This is a genomic window from Peredibacter starrii, assembly GCF_034259205.1.
Classification (GTDB): Bacteria; Bdellovibrionota; Bacteriovoracia; order Bacteriovoracales; family Bacteriovoracaceae; genus Peredibacter; species Peredibacter starrii.
Genome location: NZ_CP139487.1, coordinates 378764 through 400724 on the forward strand (window position 1 = coordinate 378764; position 21961 = coordinate 400724).

At 41.3% G+C, this 21961-nt stretch carries 20 protein-coding genes; 18 read left to right on the top strand and 2 right to left on the bottom strand.

Annotated features, from left to right (window positions below):
* The first annotated feature begins 7 nt into the window (after positions 1-7).
* Positions 8-808 (top strand): signal peptidase I, encoded by an 801-nt coding sequence (gene lepB, locus SOO65_RS02015; protein WP_321396130.1) that lies wholly within the window; start codon positions 8-10, stop codon positions 806-808.
* Between the two features lie 26 nt (positions 809-834).
* Here lepB and SOO65_RS02020 read toward each other — a convergent pair whose 3' ends face one another.
* Positions 835-3198: an endonuclease MutS2 gene (locus SOO65_RS02020; RefSeq protein WP_321396133.1), complete on the bottom strand. Its 2364-nt coding sequence runs from the start codon at positions 3196-3198 to the stop codon at positions 835-837.
* Between SOO65_RS02020 and SOO65_RS02025 the strand changes: the two genes are divergently transcribed.
* From SOO65_RS02025 to SOO65_RS02100, 16 genes are all read left to right on the top strand, one after another.
* On the top strand, positions 3199-4530 hold the full coding sequence (locus tag SOO65_RS02025; RefSeq protein WP_321396136.1) for an NFACT RNA binding domain-containing protein: 1332 nt from the start codon (positions 3199-3201) through the stop codon (positions 4528-4530).
* 2 nt (positions 4531-4532) lie between these two features.
* The gene (locus SOO65_RS02030; protein ID WP_321396139.1) at positions 4533-5333 is read left to right on the top strand and encodes a hypothetical protein; all 801 of its coding nucleotides are present in this window, start codon (positions 4533-4535) and stop codon (positions 5331-5333) included.
* Positions 5334-5432: 99 nt separating this feature from the next.
* Complete coding sequence (locus tag SOO65_RS02035; protein WP_321396142.1) at positions 5433-6623, top strand: class I SAM-dependent rRNA methyltransferase; 1191 nt, start codon at positions 5433-5435, stop codon at positions 6621-6623.
* Between the two features lie 3 nt (positions 6624-6626).
* The gene (locus tag SOO65_RS02040; RefSeq protein WP_321396145.1) at positions 6627-7568 is read left to right on the top strand and encodes an AAA family ATPase; all 942 of its coding nucleotides are present in this window, start codon (positions 6627-6629) and stop codon (positions 7566-7568) included.
* 83 nt (positions 7569-7651) lie between these two features.
* Complete coding sequence (locus SOO65_RS02045; protein WP_321396148.1) at positions 7652-8413, top strand: DUF58 domain-containing protein; 762 nt, start codon at positions 7652-7654, stop codon at positions 8411-8413.
* The gene (locus tag SOO65_RS02050; protein WP_321396151.1) at positions 8410-9168 is read left to right on the top strand and encodes a hypothetical protein; all 759 of its coding nucleotides are present in this window, start codon (positions 8410-8412) and stop codon (positions 9166-9168) included. The genes SOO65_RS02045 and SOO65_RS02050 overlap by 4 nt, the downstream gene beginning before the upstream one ends.
* A complete protein-coding gene (locus SOO65_RS02055; RefSeq protein ID WP_321396154.1) occupies positions 9158-10135 on the top strand; it encodes a VWA domain-containing protein in 978 nt (325 codons plus the stop codon). Before SOO65_RS02050 ends, SOO65_RS02055 begins: the two co-directional genes overlap by 11 nt.
* Positions 10132-11187 (top strand): vWA domain-containing protein, encoded by a 1056-nt coding sequence (locus SOO65_RS02060; protein ID WP_321396157.1) that lies wholly within the window; start codon positions 10132-10134, stop codon positions 11185-11187. The genes SOO65_RS02055 and SOO65_RS02060 overlap by 4 nt, the downstream gene beginning before the upstream one ends.
* Entirely contained in the window at positions 11160-11888 is a 729-nt protein-coding gene (locus SOO65_RS02065) for a tetratricopeptide repeat protein (protein ID WP_321396159.1), read from the top strand. Before SOO65_RS02060 ends, SOO65_RS02065 begins: the two co-directional genes overlap by 28 nt.
* A gap of 1 nt (position 11889) precedes the next feature.
* Entirely contained in the window at positions 11890-13563 is a 1674-nt protein-coding gene (locus SOO65_RS02070; RefSeq protein WP_321396161.1) for a hypothetical protein, read from the top strand.
* Positions 13538-14479, top strand: coding sequence for a bifunctional riboflavin kinase/FAD synthetase (locus SOO65_RS02075; protein WP_321396164.1), 942 nt, complete (start codon positions 13538-13540; stop codon positions 14477-14479). Before SOO65_RS02070 ends, SOO65_RS02075 begins: the two co-directional genes overlap by 26 nt.
* Complete coding sequence (locus SOO65_RS02080; protein WP_321396167.1) at positions 14476-15183, top strand: shikimate dehydrogenase family protein; 708 nt, start codon at positions 14476-14478, stop codon at positions 15181-15183. Before SOO65_RS02075 ends, SOO65_RS02080 begins: the two co-directional genes overlap by 4 nt.
* Before the next feature lie 47 nt (positions 15184-15230).
* Positions 15231-16901: a GspE/PulE family protein gene (locus tag SOO65_RS02085; RefSeq protein WP_321396170.1), complete on the top strand. Its 1671-nt coding sequence runs from the start codon at positions 15231-15233 to the stop codon at positions 16899-16901.
* Between the two features lie 8 nt (positions 16902-16909).
* Positions 16910-18055 carry a type IV pilus twitching motility protein PilT gene (locus tag SOO65_RS02090; protein ID WP_321396175.1) on the top strand — a complete coding sequence of 382 codons (1146 nt, stop codon included), beginning with the start codon at positions 16910-16912 and terminating at the stop codon, positions 18053-18055.
* A 6-nt stretch (positions 18056-18061) separates the two neighbouring features.
* A complete protein-coding gene (locus SOO65_RS02095) occupies positions 18062-19234 on the top strand; it encodes a type II secretion system F family protein (protein ID WP_321396177.1) in 1173 nt (390 codons plus the stop codon).
* Positions 19235-19539: 305 nt separating this feature from the next.
* Positions 19540-20175, top strand: a complete 636-nt coding sequence (locus SOO65_RS02100; RefSeq protein ID WP_321396180.1) for a type IV pilin protein — start codon at positions 19540-19542, stop codon at positions 20173-20175.
* Here the strand turns inward: SOO65_RS02100 and SOO65_RS02105 are convergent, their stop codons facing one another.
* Entirely contained in the window at positions 20176-21042 is an 867-nt protein-coding gene (locus tag SOO65_RS02105; RefSeq protein ID WP_321396182.1) for a tetratricopeptide repeat protein, read from the bottom strand.
* Positions 21043-21055: 13 nt separating this feature from the next.
* On the opposite strand from SOO65_RS02105, the gene SOO65_RS02110 reads away from it, so the two are divergent.
* On the top strand, positions 21056-21961 hold the full coding sequence (locus tag SOO65_RS02110; RefSeq protein ID WP_321396185.1) for an ABC transporter ATP-binding protein: 906 nt from the start codon (positions 21056-21058) through the stop codon (positions 21959-21961).

Genomic DNA, 21961 nt, shown 5'->3' on the forward strand with positions numbered 1-21961 from the left:
GGACCTAATGGAAGAAAATTCTAACCCTGAAACTGTTACGCCTACACCAGAGGTTGCTGCTGGTGCCGCTCAGCCGCTTATTAACAAGAAGGCGAAGTTCATCAAGGAAGTGAAGTCATTTACCTTGATCATTCTTTCAGTTCTGGTTTTCCGTTCTGTTCTTTTCGAGCCATTCAAGATTCCTTCTGGCTCAATGATCCCAACTCTATTAATTGGTGACTTTATCCTGGTGAATAAGTTCTCTTACGGATTCAAAGTTCCTTTCAGTGACTGGTTCACTGATCCTATTTATCTGACTGGTCCAAGCACTCCAGAGCGTGGTGATGTGATCGTGTTCAAATATCCAAAAGACACGAACCTTAACTACATTAAGCGTGTGATTGGTCTTCCGGGTGACACGATTGAAGTGATCGACAAAGTTGTTTACGTGAACAACAAGCCGATTGAAACAAAAGACGTGGACGGGAAGAAGATCCTGGAAGATATGGATGATCGTTATAAGTCTTATCAGTTCCGTTTCATGGAAACTAAAACTGGTGACAAAACTCACATCACACAAGTTGATATGGGGAATGATTACTTCGCTAACTACTATAAGTTCACTGTTCCGAAGGACAATTTCTTCGTAATGGGTGATAACCGTGACTTCTCAGCAGATTCTCGTCGTTGGGGTACGGTTCCATTCGGCCATATCAAAGGTAAGGCCGTGATGATCTGGTTCTCACTTTCAGTGCCATGGCCATGGAGTGAGGATGAGCAGGAATCGTGGAAATTCCGTCCTTGGAGAATTGGAACAATTATTAAATAAAAAGAAAGGCCCCGTTTGGGGCCTTTTTATTTTAGGACAATCTTTGTTTCACCATCATTCCCAGTTTCTGGAAGCTCGCCCTGAAAATCTCGCGAGCGTTTTAAATAATCTCTCAGCCAATTTTTAAGCACACCATCACCGTGTCCATGGATCACACTGATATATGGCACGTCTCCTGAAAGTAAATCACCTAGCGCCTTCTCAATTAAGTTTTGAAACTCGGAAAGTCGCATCCCACGAACATCAAACTCTAATTGAGAGCTTGAGGTCTTCACGAAACTCACAGACACTTTTGGTTTCAACGGTGCTCGTTTTGAGCGACCAAGGGTGGCCACCGGAACCGTAAGCTTAATCGGGCCTTTGGCAATCGTGACTTCACGACGACGAAGATCCACTCCTTGTACCGTGAATTCTTTTTTCAGAGTATGTGAGTAAACGGTATCGCCGGATTTAACTTCCTCGATGGTTAGATCACCTATCGGAACTTCTTCTTCTACGACTTCAATGCCACGAAGTTTATCAATCTGAGTTTTCAGTTGGTAAGACTTATCATCGATGCGTTTAACTTTTTGAATTTCGTTACGACGAGCTTCCTCTACGAGGGCCCGCGCTTCGTTCAAAATTTTATCCACTTCCTGACGGGCCTTGGCGAGTTCTTCCTTCATGCGAAGATTTAGGATCCCTTCCATGGCACCTTTTTGGTTTTTAAGTTCCACTTCAAGCTGACGATTGGAAGTTAGAATCTGATCGAGCTCAATTTGTTTTTGAGAAACTTTCTGAAGGAGAGTTTCATAACTCACGTTCTTAGCACTCAAATGCGAAAGCGCCTTGGCAGGCACGTCTTTCACCTCATCATGACCTCGTGAAAGAATGCGGAAAATATCAATCGCCATGGAGGCACCTGGGGTCCCCCACTGGATTTTATAAGTGGGTTTCATGTTGGTGGTATCAAAGCCCACGTGACACGAAATGTAGTTTCGATCCTGGTGAATCAGGGTCTTAAACATTTGGTGGTGGGTAGAAACCACAATGTGGCAAACTGCGCGTTTATGAAGTTCATCAAAGTATGAAAGTGAAAGTGCTGAAGCTTCATCAGAGGATGTTGAGTTAAAGATTTCATCGATCAGAATTAAATTCGATGGAAGAATATTTTCCATGAGATCGATATAGTTTTTCACTTCACCTGAGAAGGATGAAAGACCGACTTGCAGGTCTTGAAGGTCATTGCCGAAATAAAACACGCCTTCATAAGGATACATTTCGGCCTCGGCCGCAGGGACGAAGAAGCCGTGATAGAACAATAAGTACGCAAGTGTTACTGATTTAAGAAAGACCGTCTTACCACCAGTGTTCGGGCCAGAGATCACAATTCCGTGATTACTCTGATGGCAATCGGCACTGTTTTTAACTGGGTTCTTAATCAAGGGATGAAAAAGCCCAGTGAATTTAAATCCAGGATTAGATCTGATGGAAGGGCATTCCAGTTGATACTTAGTCGCAAAATCTGTTTTCGCGAGATAGAAATCAATTCTTCGCACGACATATAGGCATTCATTAATCAGATCACCGTGTTCACCCAACAAGCGGGAGAACTTCATGGCGAGTTGATTTATGATTTCATCAATCTTAGCAATTAATTCTAGTCGGCGGTTACAGGCGTCTCTGACTTCAAATGGTTCAACAAAAAGGGTCTGACCAGATTCTGAACGAGAAACAATGAGACCAAGATCCGAACGATAAGAATCTGAACGCACTGGTACTACGAAACGATCATAGTGAACGTCATAACTATTATATTGAAGGACTTTTTGGTTGGCGGCGTTGTTGATCCATTCCTGGACCGTCTTTCTAATTTTGTCTTCCAGTTCACGCAAACGGCGATTCAGATCCGCTAGTTCCGGATGACGTTCAAAGTGAACCTCGCCTGAGCTGTCCACCAGATGGCGAAACTCACGCAGGAACTTCCTTTGAATCGGCATGAAATCCATTTCTGTGATTTTTTGAAATTCAGCGATTTTAAACTTTGGAAAATCTTGTTTTATGAACTGAGCACTTTCAATGAGGAGAACAACTTTATTGAGTTCGCTAAAGTGCAGCACACCTTCTTTCGCCAGATGCAGAATATGACGATCGAGTGATTCGTCTGCGGGAAGTTTTCCAAAAAGTTGACTCACGATCGGTCGGTAGTCATCTTTAAATTCTTGTAAGTAAGTCTGAGTACGAATGAGTTCAGCAGACAGGTCTTCCCAACGATTCGCAAAGAGCTGCGTCACGAGGCCTTTCTTATTCGATTCAAAATAAGCGAATTGAGATATAATGCCTGAAAGGACATCCCATTCGACTTGTGCGTGATGCACGGAGTGTTGAGTAGTGATAAGATTAATCGTCATATGATCCAATACTATCTAGATTTAGAGAAACAAGTTAAAAATATCAAAGAAAAGGCCCTCTCCCAAGGGCAAATCCAGAAGATTTATAGTACGGCCTACTTTATTTCCCTAGCAATTCGCGCGCCTGGAAAAACCTGGCATTTATTCATTGGGCGGGGAGGCGGCCAGGAAGGTTTGTGGTTGCATGATTCGCCTCCTCCCTCTGTGCTGAGACGAAAAGATAACTTTCTGGAATATTTTCGTCGTCACTTAAGTGCCTGCAGTTTCCTCGATGTATCACTCGATAAATACGATCGTATCGCTAAACTTACTTATCAAAAATTTGGTGAAGAACAATCCTTCCTTCTCTTCTGGAAGGGCCGCAAACTTTATTTCCTTCATCATTACCAGGAGCAACCTGAAGCTCCTTTTAAATTGCTATTAAGTTGGCGGGGAAAGGCCTTTATTCCAGGAATTGAGATAACTGATCTCTATGAATATTTTGATGAGATCGGTCGCCATCATGACATGAAACATGACATGGCCTCTCCCGAAATTTATGGAATGGAAAAACTCCTGGAAGATGAGCTTAAGGCCTCCAACCTTAAAGGTATGGGCTCTGCTCCGACTTTTCTTCAGAGGAAAAAAGACAATATCGAAGATGATTTACGTCGTACCAAGCAGTGGGACAAGCTTCAGGCGATCCTTGATAAAGGAGAGTCGCTGGATATGTACGAGCTAAAAGTCGGTGATCATAAGATCAAGTTTGAAGGTGAACTCAATCCTTATGAACGAAGGAACCTTCTCTTTCAAAAGATCAAAAAACTCAAACGCGGCGAAAGCATTCTAAGTGAAAGACTTAAGACTGTAACAGATCAGCTGGCCGGAAAAGAGACAACGGTTGCTGCAACATCAACAATTCCCATCACCAAGCCAATTTGGGGAGAAGAAAAAACTCCAACATTCCAGGCCCCAAAAAATACAGCTGATGAGTATAAAATTCTATCATTAGAAAATTGTCAGATTGGTGTTGGGTTAAATTCCCAAGGAAACGATCAGCTCAGAAATAAATGGGCCAACAAAGAAGACTACTGGATCCATCTTGATGGACAGAAAAGTTCCCATGTCGTGATTAAGCTTCCTACTGGGCAGGCGTTGGACCCACAAACGCTAAACTTAGGGGCCTCAATAGTTGCCCATTTTTCTCACTTTAATGCTGATTGGATTCCCATCATCTATACCCAGGTGAAAAATTTGAAGGGTGTTTCCGGGGCCGCGGGTATGGTAATATACAAAAAGGAAAAACATCTACAATGTCCCAGAGTTAATCTGGATAACGTAATTAAGGACTGACCATGAAGGCCCTACTTTGTTTATTGTTCGTTACTTCTACTGCATTTGCACAAGACGCTGCCACATATTTAAAGAACTTTGATGCCAAAGTTTACTCTCTTAAAACTAAGGGTGTGAAAGATTTTGTGGTTGATATCGAAAGCACAAAATTAACGAAACAAATGAATGATCAGCAGGTCTTCGGGAAAGTTAAAGAAGTCGTTTTCCGTACTTATTGGACCGCGAATCCAGAGCGTTTAGCAATTGAAGTGGAAGGACTTCCTGATGGCTTTAAAGAGATCAAAGAAGAACTTAAACTTTCTCTATTGGGGATGATGGATAACCTTATCCCTCCTACGATGGCCCAACGTTTTAATGGTTATAAGTTTGCAAACGGAAATAAAGCGAAAGAATTTATTGCCCAAGATACAACTGGAGTGGCACCCATTCCAAGTTTCGTATTGAAGTTTGATCAGGAAGACAAATTGGTTGAAGTGGTGGGACAAAAACCAATCGGAACTTTAAATATTGCCCCGGTTTATGCCAAAGAATCATTCTCAGATGGACGCTATGTTCTTAAACAACAGACTACGACCAGTACAGAAGGTAGCCAGACTGTTACAATCAAGAAAGTGTTGGAATATGGCCAATCTCAAGGCATCGGTGTTTTAACAGGCGTAGAAGTGACCACTGAACAAAAAGGTCAGAACGGAAAGGCCGTCTCTGCGACAGATGAACTTACTTTCAAAAACTACAAAATCAATGCCGGTGAAGCCCTGAAATTCTTTCTTGGTGAAGGCACCAAAGAGATCAAAAAGAAATAAACCTGATCAGAATAGTTTATTCGTTTTTAGAGTGCCTTCTTCCTTGAGTGGCGCATGTAAGAGGTTATAATGATTTAATAACTTTCTTAAGGTGTGCACGTGCGTTCAATAGTTCTCTCTAAAAGTGGTATCAATAAAGTTCGAAGTCATTCAACAGAATTAAAAGCTGCAGATTTCGAAGGATCAATTAAATCTGTTCCTCCAGGGGAATGGTGCCAGTTTCAGCTTTCTCCAACTGAATTTTATGTGGGCTTCATCAATCCAATGATTGAAGAGAAGTACACATGTGCTTATCTGGTAGGAAAAGTAACTGCTGAAGAATTAAAAACATTTTCTCCGGATAAATTTGTATCAGCACAAATTAAGAAGGCATTTGATAAGCGTCAGCGCTATGAAACTTATCACTCTGGTGCTCGTCTTTTTTACGGTATGAGTGATGGCCTGCCTGGATTGATTGTCGATAGTTTTGAAAACGCTTCAATCATTCAAATCAATACGGCCGGTGTGGATAAGTTTCGTGATCAGATTAAATCAACTCTAGAAACTCTCACGGGAACGAAGGGATATTTTTTAGATAATCCTAAGTACCGTGAGAAAGAATATCTCCCAACTTTTGAAACAGAAAAATTTCCTGATCTAGATGTCATTGAAAACGGTCTTCGTTACAAGATTCGTTCTGAAGTTCTTCAGAAAGTTGGTTTTTATTACGACCATCGTGAGAATCGTTTTCAACTCATGAGTCTCTTGAAACGTTTAAGTCATAAACCTAAGCGCGGGGTGGATCTTTTTAGTTATGCTGGTGCTTGGGGCATGAGTGCCTTGTCAGGTGGAGTTGAAAGAGTTGAATTCGTTGATCAGGGGGACTTTGCGGTCGAAGTAGCTGAGGCCCTCAAAATTAATGGCTTTGCCGATCGTGGTGCTTTTCATCGTCAGGACGTTTTTAAATATCTTGATGAAATGATCAATAAGCAAACTAAGTTTGATCTTGTCCTTTGTGACCCTCCGGCCTTCGCCAAGAGTGCTTCACAAAAAGATCAGGCCCTAGAAGGCTACAGTAAGCTTCATCGTAAGGTCCTTAAGTGTGCCGCCGCTGGAAGTATTTGTGCTTTCTCATCTTGCACTCATTATGTTGGACATGATGAGTTCCAGAAGAACGTGATGGACGCCGCCAGAAAAGAAGGACGTAAAGTTCAATTGATCTATAGTGGAATGCAAGGGTGGGACCATCCAGTCACTTCTCTTGAAGACAAATCTAATTACATTAAAAGTTATTTTTATTTCGTGGAGTAAAATATGGTTTTACAGGAAAAAGCTCACTCGGTTATTAAGCAGGCCAAAACTATTATCTTCGGACAAGATGAACTTCTTGAATCGATTGTGGCCGCTCTTGTGTGTGAAGGACACTTACTTATTGAAGGTCTTCCTGGTCTAGGTAAGACTCTCAGTGTTTCAGTCATGAGTAAGTTATGTGATTTAAACTTTCAGCGTATTCAATTTACTCCGGATCTTTTACCTTCTGATTTGATCGGTACCATGATGTACAATCAGCAGAAGCAGGAGTTCTCAACTAAGTTTGGTCCAATCTTTACTCAGTTGGTTCTGGCGGATGAGATTAACCGTTCGCCTGCCAAGGTTCAGGCCGCACTTCTTGAGGCAATGGCCGAAAAGCAAGTAACCATTGGTGATAAGACCCATAAACTTCCGACACCGTTTGTGGTGCTTGCAACTCAAAACCCGATCGAGCAAGAAGGTACATATAATCTTCCTGAAGCCCAACTTGACCGTTTCATGATGAAAATCTCGGTAGATTATCCTGATTTTGAGGCCGAGAAAAGTGTGCTTGGTCTTAAACCAGCTCAGTTGGATCTAAAACCGGTCATTAATCAAAATGATTTATTCGAAATGAAAGAGAAAGTAGAACAAGTCTATGTCGATGAGAAAATCAAAGACATGATTATCAGAATTGTTCACGCCACTCGTCCTGGCAGTAAGTTCTTTCTTAAAAAATACGATGGGGCCATCATTGCGGGAGCTTCTCCCCGTGCTTCGATCTGGTTATTTAAAATTGCGAAGTTTAAGGCCTTCATGGAAGGGAAAGATTTCGTTTCTCCAGATCACCTTCTATCAATTGTTCCATCAGTGTTGGGTCACCGTGTGATTCCTTCTTATGAAGCACAAATTGATAAACTTAATACAAGGAATTTAGTGGCGACCATCGCTGCGAACGTAATCTAAGTATGAATTTAAAGGAAATCGAACGCGTCGTCGGGATGATCCAGACGCATATTTTCAGAAATTCCAATGCCTACTCTGCGGGCATGCTGAAATCGCATTTCCGTGGTTCTGGTCTTCAGTTCCGTGAACACCAAATTTATGTTCCGGGAGATGACGTACGTTTTATTGATTGGAAACTATCGGCCAGATCGCAGAACACTTACGTTAAGACCTTTGAGGAAGAGCGTAACGTTGAGATCGTAGTTATGATGGATCTCAGTCAAACTCTTCTGTATGGCTTTGAAGATGTTTCAAAATTACAGGCGATGATTGAAATCATTGGTCTGCTGTATATCCTTGCCGGTGAGACTCATGACTTAGTGAGAGTGGTCATCTGGTCAAACAAGACCATTAATCTTCCTCCAAAAAAAGGCAAGGAAGGTCTGACTCTTTTCATCTCGATGCTCGAACGTCTCGGGCTTATTGATGAAGATGGCAAAGTCATTTTGAAGCAGAAGGGTCCTCTGAATAACCATACTGAAGAAAATAAAATTGCCCAGATTAAGTCTTTCCTCGCTCGCAGAAAAGAAGTGATTTATCTGGGAGATTTGAGCCTCGTTAAGAATAAAGAACTTTGGGGCAAGATACTGGATAAGAAGAACATGCATTGCTTTCGCGTGTTTTCACCAGTTGATAAGAACACGGATCTCCCTTTTCTCTTTAAAGCTAAAAATCCACTCACTAATCGTGGAGTGGTGACTGATTTGAGAAGCAGTGAAAAAGATCCTCTCTTTATGAAGCAGCGTTTTAAAGAGATTGGTGTACATGAACGTTATTTGGAAAAATTTGTAAAAGAGCTAGTGTGATTAAATATATCGCTTTCTTCATCCTACTTATACCTTGTCTGGCCTTTGGAGCTACCGCTCTAAATTTAGATTTTGGTAAAAATGAAATCAAGCAAGGTAGCATTGAAACGGCCAAGATTCTGCTTAAGGCCGATGCGGTTCAAAGAGTTCCTCTTCAAAAGTTAAAGGGCCAGACTCTTGCCGAGACCATTTATTTCTATGACGTGTCTCCTTTGATGAGAAAAGAAGGAAGTGACTTTTTTGAGGCAGAGGCCAAAGTTATTTTTGCTAAGACTCCTGAAACAAACGCCTTAGGGACAAAATTCGGAAATGAAGATCTCCTCGTGACTTGGGGTAATTCTCAAATTTCTCCCACTGAAGCTTCGAAGGGCTTTATTTTTGGAAAGTTTGAAATCCCTTCTCGTCCGAAGATCATTTTGTGGCTATCGATTATTTTAGGTTTAGGCGTTCTTATCTTCTTAGTCATTTGGGGAAGAAAGAAGTACCAAATTAAAACCGCTCGTAAGAAGAAGATGCAAGATCTTAAACGTGAACTTCTGGGTGCAACAAACTACCAGGAAGTCGTCGAGGTTTGGAAGAAGAAGCATAAATTCCTGGATACCTTTCCTCAGATTGAAGAATCATTCAAAGGCTTTGAAACAGTCTTATTTAAATACCAGTTTAAACCTCGCCAAAACGAAACTGAGATGGCCCAAGTGACCGAGGCCTATCGAGATTTCGTTCGTAAGATCGAAGGAGGATTAAATGGAATTTAAAAATCCTCTTCTTCTTTGGGTCGGTGTTGTTGCTGGTGTTCTTTGGGCCATTGATTACTGGAAAATTTTTCAGCGTGCTCAACTCTACTTCCCTTTAAATCAACACAAAGTTTCATGGTGGAAGAACGGCCTGCGTATCATTTTATTTCTGGCGGGCATTATTGGTTGGGGATATCTAAGCTATTCTATGATGCAGCCGCGCAAGGCCCAGAAGTTTTCACCAAGTAGTGTGGAAGTGAACGATATTGTCCTTTGTATCGACGTTTCTCGTTCTATGCTGGCCGAAGACATTAAACCAAATCGTTTGGAAGTTGCTAAAGAACGCATCAGAGAGTTTGCTCGTCTGCGTCCTACGGATCGTATCTCAATTATTATTTTCTCTGAGAAAGTATTCACTCTTCTACCACTGACTACAGATCCTTCTCTGGTGGATAAAGTGTTATCTGAAATTTCAATCGGCTATCTAGGTAGTGGAACAAACATCGGTGACGGTCTCGCCCTAAGTGTTGCTCGTGCCGTAAATAGTGATACTAAAAATAAAGTTATCGTTCTTTTGACTGATGGTGTGGCCAATGTTGGAACCATGACGCCATTGCAGGCAGCTGAAGAAGCTAAACAGTATGGAATCAAGGTTTATACAATTGGCCTAGGTACTGATGAAGACGCAAAAATTCCGGTGGGTAATGGAATCTTCGGAACTCAGTATCAGCTTATTCCGGGTGGATCAATCGACTACAAGGTGCTGAAAGAAATCAGTGATCTGACAGGTGGTAAGTTCTATCCTGCCAAGAGTGAGAAGGCACTGAAAGACATTCTCGATGACATCCAGAAACTTGAAAAAACCGAAATCAAAGTAAACAACCAGATTGTTTACGATGAAAAATATTATTCATATCTCTTAATTGGAGTGGCATTGATCTTCGGAGTGGAAGTTCTTCGCCGTTTACTTCTGAAGGATGTGGTGTGAACTTTAATCAACTTACATTCTGGCCCGCCCTCCTGGTGTGCTTTTTAGTTTTTATTGTCATTGTCGTTTTATTAGAGCGTCGTTTCTTCAAGATAGTGCGCACCTACTGGTTTTATAATCGGAGTTTCTTTAGCTATCTCTCGACACTATGTTTTATCGCGGGCATGGGTGGCCTTTTGTTGAGTCTCTTGGATGCACGTGGACCGGAAGAAAAAATTAAGACCGAAGTTCCTCAAGATCGAACAATCATTCTTATTGATACTTCTGCGAGTATGTTAGCGGAAGACGTTAAGCCTAGTCGCCTCCAGAAGGCCGCACTGATTGCAAAACACTTTGCTCGTAAAGCGGCCGGACAACAACTTTCCATTGTGGCCTTTGCTGAAATTCAAAAGAAGATCGTCCCTTTCACAACCGACATTGATCTTATTGATGCGCGTTTAGATAGTATCAAAACTCTAAGAAACCAATACGGCTCTTCGGCCCTAACTCTGGCGATTCAGGAAAGTATTCAGTACTTCCAGGAAACCGGAAGTGAGGCCCGCGGAAATATTTTGGTGTTAACTGATGGGGAAGAGACCGCTGAAGGTATCAATCTTAAAGTACCTAAAGAAGTTCATGTGGCCCTGGTTGGCGTAGGAACAGAACAAGGCGGAAGAATTCCTTTGGATGATAGTCGTGGTTTCCGTTTTGGTTATAAGAAAGATAAAGGTCGCGACGTTATTACTAAGTTAAACGAAAAATTTTTCGAAAGAGCTGCGGCCGATATGCCTTCAGCAAAATACTGGATCGCCAATAGTTATTCTCTACCTTCTGAGGAAATTATTGAGTTCTTCAAATCTGAGAATGTTAAAGGTGACCAACAACAAGATATGGTGATTAAACCAGTTTTGATGGAATGGATCGTTGTGCCTTCAGTTATTCTTTTAGTACTTTCATTCTTCTTTAAGAATTTAAAAGTTTTTTCTCTCGGCCTTCTTCTTATGATCGCTCCAGTTCGTGCTCAGGAAGAAGCTCCGGCCCCGAGTTGTCTCCTGAGGCCATTGAGCGCTTAAACCTTCTTCAGAAAGGCGAACTCAACCAACTGGAAAAACTTAAACTTGCGGACGATCTTCAAAAGGGTGGTTCAAAAGAAGAAGGATTAGCTCTCTTTGAGGAAAATTTGCCTGCAAAAATTGATAAAGATCTTCCCCCTGAGGCCTATCTAAATTACGGTACCGCACTTCTTGAGAAGGGTGATATTCAAAAAGGTCTTTCAGTTTACCAAAAGCTTTCAGATTCTTTAAAAGGTGATCCTAAAGCAAATGAATTCAATGAGACGATGAATAAGAACATCGTTTCTTTCTTTAAAAAGCAAGAAGAGCAAAAGAAGAAGCAGGACAAAGAGAACAAAGACAAGAAAGAGAATAAAGACCAGCAGGATCAAAATCAGCAATCTGGAAATAAAGACCAGAAGGACCAAAACGGAAAGTCAGGTCAACAGCAGAAGAAAGAATCTGGCGAAAACCAGGATCAGAAAAAAGAAGATCAAAAGAAAGATCAGTCTGAAGAAAAGAAAGACGAATCTGAAGACCAAGAAAAGAAAGAACAAAAAGATCAGGAGAACCAGGGTGAGAAAAAGCCAATGCCTCCTAAAAAAGTTCCAGCAAAGTTAAAACAACTCATGTCTGATGATCGTCAACTTCAAATGAAGATGATTGAACAAGGCACGAGAGATTTAAATAAGAAGAAATCCAGAAAGAGCAAGGACTGGTAGTATGAAATATATCATTATCATTTTAGCGATGCTTTTAAGTTCAATCGCTTTTGCTGATGAAGTCAAAGTAGAATTAAATCCTCCTCGTCCGGTTATGGGCGAAGTATTCCAGGCCTATTTCAGGGTCTTCACAGATTCTGATGAAGAACCGGTGATTAATTTTAGTCCTGCCGGGATTGAAGTTGTGGGTAAATCTAATCAAGGTGTTTCAACGCGAACGATTTATGCCAATGGAAAGCTGACGGTGACCCGTGAGTTAACAATCGTTTATGATCTCGTGGCCGGAAAGCCTGGAATGAATTCACTAAGGGACATAACAGTTCAACTTGGTAATAAAACTTTGAGACATCCTTCATTGAATGTGACTGTCTTAAAAGAAGCAGAAGTTCTCGCCGATGTTTTCGTCATGGCCGATGTTCCAAAGAAAGAGCTTTATGTGGGTGAAGGATTTGTTGCCCGCTATTTCCTCTACAGCAAAGTTCCTGTGAGCAATTTGGATATTAAGAAGTATCCAAAGCTGGATAATTTTTTGAAACGTTTCTTACAAGAGCCTGAGCGCACTGAAAGAGTTTCGGTTGATGGCCAGCTTTACATGCGTACGCAAATTTACGCCGCCAAGCTCTTCCCAGAAAAGGCAGGCGAATTTAAGGTTGATTCACTTCACCTTTCTGCCACATACCCTACTTCTAGACCTAATGATCCCTTTGGCGCTTTTGGCATGAATCGTGATTATAAAACTCGCACGATGAATAGCGAGACAATTAAGGTGCTAGTTAAACCTCTTCCCGAGCCGGTTCCCCCGCATTTTACTGGCCTAGTGGGCCCGCACCAGTTTGATCTTCAAGTTGGTCAGAATAAGCTCATTGTAAATGAGCCTTTGGAAGTGAAACTCACTGTGACTGGTACTGGTGCCCTTGAAAATTTAGAGGCCCCTGAACTAATCAAGCATCAAGGTCTAGAAGAGTTCGAATCAAATGGTGATCTGAAAATTACCGATTCCGAGCAGGCCACAAAGGTTTTTGATTATACTTTTCTCGCGAAAGAGAATCTTCAAATTCCTCCAAAGACTGTGACTTTAAGTTACCTCGATTCAAATACTGGCCGTTATGTTCCCACTCAACTGAATTTCCCTGAAATCGTTGTTGCTGGTGGTGTAGCTGGAGAGAGAAAAAAAGATTCGACCAAACCTGAGGCCAAGACTGAACCAAAAGAAGAAAAAACTCTTCCCCAAAAGGCCCGTGAATTGGCCGGCCCCATCACTATTGACCAATGGCAATGGAAGACATGGCTTCCCTACATTAACTTAGGTCTTGGTGTGATTGCTTTAATGGTCGTGGCATTTGGACTTCTAAGACAAAAGAACTTTTCCGGTATTCATTTAAAAAGTGATGTTCCAAGAGAGTTAAAATCTGGGCCTTTTAAATTCAATGAATTCGTTAAATGGATGGCCCCGGTAATTCAAGAGACTGGGAAATCTCCCATTATGATCATTCGCGAATCACCTTTGCCTGAAGAGTCAAAACGGTATTTCATTGATTTATTGAGTGCCAATGATTACAAGGATTACTCTGCTAGAAAATCTGAAATGCAGTTTAGTTATCAATCCGCGCATTTTAAAGAGCTGGGTCGATACATAGAGAGTGTTAAAAATGGAAATACTACACAACCTTCTTGATATACCTAAGATCAATGGCAATTATCCTCCAATTGGTCTGACCATCGGTAATTTTGATGGTGTTCATATTGGCCATCGTCAGCTTCTGAAGAAAATTAAGAATGACTGCCTGTCAAAGAACTTGTTGTTTGTGGTTGTGACCTTTGTTCCACATCCTCAAAAGATTCTTCAGCCTGACAAAGAACGTTTTCTCATTAATAGTTATGAACAGCGACGCACTCTATTGAAGAGTCTTGGTGTTGATGTTCTGGTAGAAATGAAATTCACTCGCGACTTCAGCACACTCAAAGGTGAAGATTTCCTTTCACAATATCTTCTGAGCTACCCGAATCTGAAAGACTTCTATCTTGGATATGATTTTGCTTTCGGTGCAAATAAAGAGGGCGATTACGACCTGGTTAAATCGATCTGTAATCCTCGTGGTGTTGAAGTTGAGATCCAGCCTAAGTTTGAATTCCAGGGCCAGGTGGTTTCATCAAGTCTTATTCGTGAGCGCCTTCTTTCTGGAAAAATCGATGAAGTAAAGGACATCCTTGAGCGACCATTTCACCTAGAAGGTGTGGTTGTTAAAGGTGAAGGACGTGGTAAGAAGATTGGATTTCCAACGGCCAATATTCAAGTTTCCCAAGACCTCTTGGTTCCTCAGAAGGGCGTTTACGTCACTCGCACTGTCTATAATGGAATGATGTTTAAGTCGATTACTAATATCGGTAACAATCCTACTTTCAAAGACACTAATATGATTCATATCGAAACTAATCTTTTTGATTTTGATACAGATATCTATGGTGAGCTTTTAGATATTCAGTTCTTACATAAAATCAGAGATGAGAAGAAGTTCCCGACCGTGAATGATCTCATTGGTCAGATCAAATCCGATGTCGAGTTTGCAAAAGAGTATTTGAGGGAGAAATGAAGCTAGGTCTTCTTGGTTACCCCATAACTCACTCGCTTTCACCGAAGCTTTATCAAGAGATTCTGGGTTCTAAACTTTCCTCATACGAACTCTTTTCATACGAGAGGAAAGATTTAGTTCCGGCACTTACTTTTTTTTCCTCTAAGCTAGATGGACTTAACATCACATCTCCCTACAAAACTCATTTTATGAATGAGATTAAAATCGATTCTCCTTTGGTTCAAAAGATCGGCGCAGTTAATACCCTTTCTTTTACACCTGATGGAGTCCAGGGGACGAATACCGATGTAATAGCGGTTCAAGAAATTCTCACAAAGTATCAACAGGACTGGGGACAACTTCATCTTTTAATTCTGGGCTCAGGGGTCATGGCGAAGATGACTGAATTGGTTGCAAATGAACAGAAAATTAGTTGGCAGGAATTTTCTCGTAAATCAAATGGAGATATTTCCCATCTGGATTTAAGACCTCATCTTAAACCCGGTCATCAGAACATTGTCATCAATGCTTGTTCACGAGAATTTGTGTTCCACGGGGAACTTACACAAGAAGAAGTCTTCTGGGACTATAATTACTCTTTTTTACCACATCAAAATACTCTGCCATCTCGAGTGAAAACATACCACGATGGTCAGGAAATGCTCTTTTTGCAGGCAAAGGCCGCAGTCAAATTTTGGTCGCAAACAAACCCTAAACTTAAGTAGTGAATAATCCGAAATAGGTTACATACTATTAAGGGGTTATTTATTTCATGATTCGCAAAGAGTTCATCGACATTGTTACCAATACAGGGATGGCGACCCTAAAAGAGTTGCGTCGTCTCTCTATGGGTAAAGACGATGAAATAAATGAATTTGAACTTTTATCGATGCCATACTTCGATGAAAACAAATTTGCGAAGATCTGTTCAGAGAAATACGGAATCACCTTCATTGATCTTCGTAACGCTAAAGTTCCAACTGATACGCTTTCAACTTTGAAGAAGAGACTTGTTATTAAGTTTCGTGCGATTCCAATTCAGAAGACCGGAACCAAAGTAACTCTTGCGACATTTGATCCAAGTGTTGTGGCAGAAGGTACAAAAGAACTATCAGACGTTTTCAAGAAACAAGTTGAATTCATCCTTACCAATATCTCTTCTTGGAGAAAGTTATACACCGGTATTAAAGACTCGGTGGATGACCTCATCAATAACATCCAGGAAGTTACTGCTAACACCGCTCAACAAGAAGATATCAAAGCAGAAGATATTTCTGATGACGTTGTTACTTTTGTAAACCGTCTTCTGGCCGAGGCCTTTATTAAAAAGGCATCTGATATTCACGTTGAACCATACGAGAAAATTTTCCGCGTGCGTCTGCGTGTGGATGGTAACTTAGTTGAGGTTGCTCAACCTCCCAAGACCATGATGGCCTCAGTTCTTTCACGTTTAAAGATCATGGCCCAAATGGACATCTCTGAGAAACGTAAGCCGCAAGATGGTCGTATTAAACTCATGATCGGTGGTAACCCGATTGATTATCGTGTTTCATCACTTCCGACTTTGTTCGGCGAAAAAATCGTACTGCGACTTCTGGATTCGACAAACCTTCAGTTAGATATGACAAAACTTGGTTTTGAACCAAAGCAGTTAGAAGTATTTAAAGAAGGGATTCATCGTCCATATGGAATGTGTCTTGTAACAGGTCCAACTGGTTCTGGTAAAACTACAACTCTGTATTCAGCGATTGCTGATCTCAATACTCCGGACAACAACATTTCAACTGCGGAAGATCCGGTGGAATTTAACCTGGAAGGTATTAACCAGGTGAACGTAAAAAAAGAAGTAGGTCTAACATTCGCTACTGCGCTTAAAGCATTTCTTCGTCAGGATCCAGACATCATCATGGTGGGTGAGATTCGAGACCTTGAAGTGGGAGAGATTGCAGTTGAGGCCGCTCTGACGGGTCACTTAGTACTTTCAACTCTTCATACCAATGATGCTCCAGCAACAATTACTCGTCTTCTAAACATGGGCATTGAACCGTTCCTGGTGGTGGCCGCGCTTAACGTGATTGTGGCCCAGCGTCTTTGCCGTAAGATTTGTATCAACTGTCGTGAAGAAAGAAAGGCGACACCTGATGAACTTATTGCCTGTGGTTTTGCTCCTGCTTCAGCGGAGAAGATCAAGGTCTATCAAGGTAAGGGTTGTGAGATTTGTAATAACACCGGCTATAAAGGTCGTGTGGCCATTTATGAAGTTCTGTCAGTAACACCAAAAGTAAGAGAACTCATTCTGAGAAATGCTTCCTCAGATGATATTAAGAGACAGGCGATCCGTGATGGGATGAAAACATTGCGAATGTGCGCTTTGACAAAAGTTGCCCAAGGTTTAACGACTTTGGAAGAAGCAGTTTCTAACTCAGCTTCGGATCAATTGTAGGAGTAGATATGTCGTCATCACAAGACCAAACCAGTACTAGCACCAAGACCAGTGTCGAACAGGGCATTGGTAATTTACAGATTCAGCAGCTGTTTAAAGTAATGGTGGATAATGGTGCTTCCGATCTTCACTTAACCGTGGGAACCGCTCCTGGTATGCGTATCAGTGGTGATATCGTACGAGTAAAAGTAGGCAGTCTTACGCCTGAAGATACAAAACGACTTATCTATCAAATTTTGACAGAGAAACAGAAGGCGGAACTCGAAAAAAATCTCGAGCTGGATTTTTCATTCGGGATTAAAGGTCTTGCTCGCTTCCGTGCTAACGTCTTTTATTCCAAAGGTGCTGTGGCGGCAGTTTTTCGTCAGATTCCAAGTTTGATTCCAGACTTTGAGGCCCTTGGTCTTCCACCAGTTCTGATGGAGATGGTGAATGTATCGAGTGGATTGTTTCTGGTAACTGGTCCAACTGGTTCGGGTAAATCAACAACTCTGGCTTCGATTATTGATAAGCTTAACAGTTCTTCTCCGGCACACATTATCACGTTAGAAGATCCGATTGAGTTCGTGCATGCTCACAAACTGTCTCTCGTGAACCAACGTGAAATTGGTGCCGATACTTTGAGTTTCGGTAAAGGGATTAAGTCTCTTTTACGTCAGGATCCGGACATCGTTCTGGTGGGTGAGCTTCGAGATCCAGAAACTATTGAGGCCGCTCTGACGATTGCAGAAACTGGTCACGTGGTGTTTGGAACTCTACACACTAACTCAACTGTTCAGACGATTAACCGTATTATTAACGTTTTCTCTCATGATCAGCAGGAACAAATCCGAACTCTTCTTTCATTCGTTCTTCAAGGAGTGGTCGCTCAGCAACTTCTTCCTCGAATACCGAAAGGTCGAGCTCTTTGTCAGGAAATTCTTCGAATCACTCCTGCGATCAGAAACTTGATCCGTGAAGACAAGGTTCACCAGATTTACTCTCAAATGCAAATTGGTCAGGAAGAGACTGGTATGAACACAATGAATCAACATATTAAAAAGCACTTGGATGCGGGTATTATTTCTCCGGAAACGGCCATGACTTATTCAAACAACCCGGAAGAATTAACCCGGATGCTTGGACTTAACACTAATCCAAGAAAGAAGCCATAATAGAGTATGCCTAAGTATAAGTACGTCGGATTCACAGCAGATGGTAAAAAGGTCGAGAACTCGGTCGAAGCCGAAACTGTGCGTGATGCGAAGAAAATTCTTCGTCGTCAAAACATCCGTCCTACCAAAGTTATTGAACCATCATTTTTTGAAGCTGATCTTGGTCAGTTCATGGTGGATAAAGGTCTCGCAAAACCATTTGGTCGCGCGGACCTCATGCGCTTTACGCGTCAGCTATCAATTCTGATTAATGCCGGTGTTCCCATCCTTGAGTGTCTTGAGATTCTTTACAAGCAGGAACAAAATCCTGTTTTGAAGCGTGTCTTGAAAAACATCTCACTGCAGGTGGAGGAAGGTAAGAGCTTGTACGATGCAATGTCGGGTCAGCAAGGCTTCGATAAACTCTACTGCGCACTTGTTCGCGCTGGTGAATCAGCGGGTATCCTTGATTCAATTCTTGTGAAACTTGCCGAGTTCTTAGAGAAGGCCGAGAAGTTAAAGAAGCAAGTGAAGTCTGCTCTGACATATCCCGTGATCGTAGTGTTCGTAGGTATTGTGGTTATCTTCGGTCTTATGACTTTTGTGGTACCGCAATTCGTGGGTATGTTGAAAGAATCAAACCAAGAGATTCCTTGGGTAACTCAAGTGGTAATCGATACATCAAATTTCTTTCAGAACTATACCCTGCTTCTCATTGCTGGTTTAGTTGCTGCCTTCATGTTGTTCATCAATTTTATTAAAACCAAAGAAGGTAAACAGGCCTGGGATCGCTTCACTATGCGTGCTCCTTTGTTTGGTGGTCTTGTGATCAAAGGGAATCTTGGTGCCTTCACTCGAACGCTTGCCACAATGCTAGCGGCGGGTGTGCCGATTATTGATTCGCTTGAGATTTGTATTGATACTCTAGACAATACTCAAATCGCCAAAGATCTTACGAAGGTAAGAAAAGCAGTGATTGAAGGTAAGTCGATTACTGAGCCTCTCTCTCGAATTCATTATTTTCCACCACTTGTAACTCAGATGATTAAGGTTGGTGAATCTACCGGTAACATCGATCAGATGTTGATTAAAGTTGCTGATGTGTTTGAAGAAGAGGTTGAAGACCTTGTGGCAAACTTAACCAAGATGATTGAACCCCTGATCCTTGTGGTCTTAGGGGGATTATCGGATTCGTGTTGATTGCCATGTACCTTCCGATCTTTATGTCGGCCGGTGGGGTTACAGAGTAAGCGCCAAAGATTAGAGGCAATAAGGGATTAAAGCCTTATTTCTCCTTTGGTCTGACCGAAGTGATCAGGAATAAGTTGCCGAAAACTTGTAGCGCGGATTTTGAGATATATTAAAATAACGTTAATAGCGATAACGATATTAAACTGAACTGTACTGACTCTAAGGACTTTTTGAATCTTAATTTCAGAGGGAAATTCGGGCCAGTTTATAAACAACTTTCAAGTCTCTTAATGACTTGAAACAAGGAGTAGCAAATGAAAACTTTCTTCAGGTCGTTAAAACGACAAGACGGGTTTACCCTCGTCGAGCTGATGGTAGTGGTAGCGATTATCGGTCTACTATCTGCTGTAGCAATCCCGAACTTCCGTAAGTATCAAGCAAAGGCAAAGATGTCAGAAGCGAAGCTTCAGCTTTCATCTGTTTATACAGCTGAAACTGCTTTCTTCTCTGACTTTAACATCTATCACAACTGTCTGGCTTACATGGGCTATAACCCACATCGAGAAATGCTAAATCGTTATTATGCTGTAGGATTTAAAATTACAGCGGCGATCAATGCCAACGCTCACGCTGCTGCTGTAAACTCGGGTCTTCTAGCAACTTCTTGTCCTGCTAACAACGGTACTGTTCAAGCTCCAGCAGCGGCTAATGATCCAGTTGGGGCGACAGTGACTTGGTATCCAGCCGGAAAAGGTGTCGGTAACTTAATCGCTACTTCTGTAAACCATCTACCTGATACTCCGCTTGGTACTCAAGCAGACCAAGGAACTATGACTTTTACTGCTGGCGCCGGTGGTATTATTGATGGGGATTACACTGCGAATACTAACAATTCTCAACTAACAATTAACGAGCAGAAAGTAATGAGCGTTGTGAGAAACGGCTTCTAATTAACGAACTGTACGAATGATTTTTTCGGAAAGGGGGGACAAGTCCCCCCTTTTTCGTATCCGGTAGAGACTGAATGGTTTTTCTGAATAATAGGTTCCATTCTTTAGAACATAGGGACTGCCAAATTGATCTCTCGTCCCACAGTTCACTCCTTGATGATTTAAACATTTCAAATCAATTTCTGCTTTAATCGCGTATAAATCCTGCTCAAGCTTTGCTTTTAAAGTTGGATCTTCAGTATTTTCATAGTTGTAAGAAACAAGCTGGTAGATGGTGTCTAGATCCTCGCCGGTTTCAAGCTTTAACTTATTAACAATAGAAGAAAAAAAAGAAGGTGCTCTTGGATCATTGATGATTTTCTCAAAATGTAAAATCCCTTTTTGGGCATCACCCATTTCATAGTAATACATCAAAGCGGCGTAATAGTTTAAATCATAATCGTTCGGATATCTCGAAAGGCCTTTTTCGAAAATGACTGCGGCTCCTGGCAAATCATCTTTAATGATCGAAAGAAATTGTCCACCATATAGATAGTTTTGATAGAAGTTAGGATCTAGTTCGCTGATAGATGCGAATCTAAGATACATCCAACTGTTCAGATCTTTTTGCTTATAGTGTTCCTGGTCAGATTCCATTAAGGTTTGCACCCAAATTAAGTCTGAGATCAGCCTCTTGTTACCCAAAGAAAAAAACTTAATGAAGTCGATTTTAAAGTTGACCGCCGATTCCTGTTTCGAAATGAAAACTTTTGGCTTTTGAGTAAGGGAATGAAGGAATAAGGCACAAGTAAAAAGCACGAGTGCCACGAAGATTAATCGGTAGGTCGCCCAATAGAATTTTACTTTGCCAATGTGACTTAAACTCATACACTTGAATTGTATGATAAATTTCAATCAAATTACAAAAATATTCAAATCTGATATTTTAGTAAAACCATTCGTTGCCCTGGATAATGTGAGTTTCGAAATTCCGGAAGGCAGTATGGTCGGATTTCTTGGGGCCAATGGCGCTGGAAAAACAACATCATTGAAAATTATTATGGACTTCATTCGTCCAACTTCTGGTGAAGTTCTTTTTTCTGAGAAACTCGGTAAAACAAATTTTGAAGTTTTTAAAAACATCGGATTTCTTCCAGAGAGACCTTATTTTTATCAAAACCTTAAAGGTGAAGAGTTCTTAAAGTTTTTGGGGAATATTTCGGATGTTCACGCTTCAGATATCCAACAGCGAATTAAGTACTGGGCTCCCCGCTTCAGAATCGATCACGCTTTGAATCGTGAAATTAGAACTTATTCTAAGGGAATGCTTCAACGTATTGGCTTCCTGGCCACAATTATTCATGAGCCCAAGATCATTATTCTTGATGAACCTTTAAGTGGACTTGATCCTATCGGTAGAAAAGAACTTAAAGATGTAATTGTTGAAGTTCACAAACAAGGGAAAACAGTGTTCTTCAGTAGTCATATTGTTCCAGATATCGAAGAAATCTGTGATCGTGTGGTATTCCTGAAAGAAGGAAAGCTCGTTTATGATGGGTCAGTTGACTCCCTCATGCGCCAGGGTCACTCGAGCTTTGAAATAAAGGTCATGGCAACGAGTTTGCCTAAACTGAATGCTCCTATTCAAAATCTTTCTACCTTTGCAGGCAGCATAACTGTGGTTGAGGTCATGCCAGAAAACTTACGAAAGATCATTGAAGAGCTTTACTCACATAATCTCGAGATAGTTGGTGTTGAATCCAAAAAGCCTTCTCTCGAAGAAATATTTTACAACATAAAGGGATAA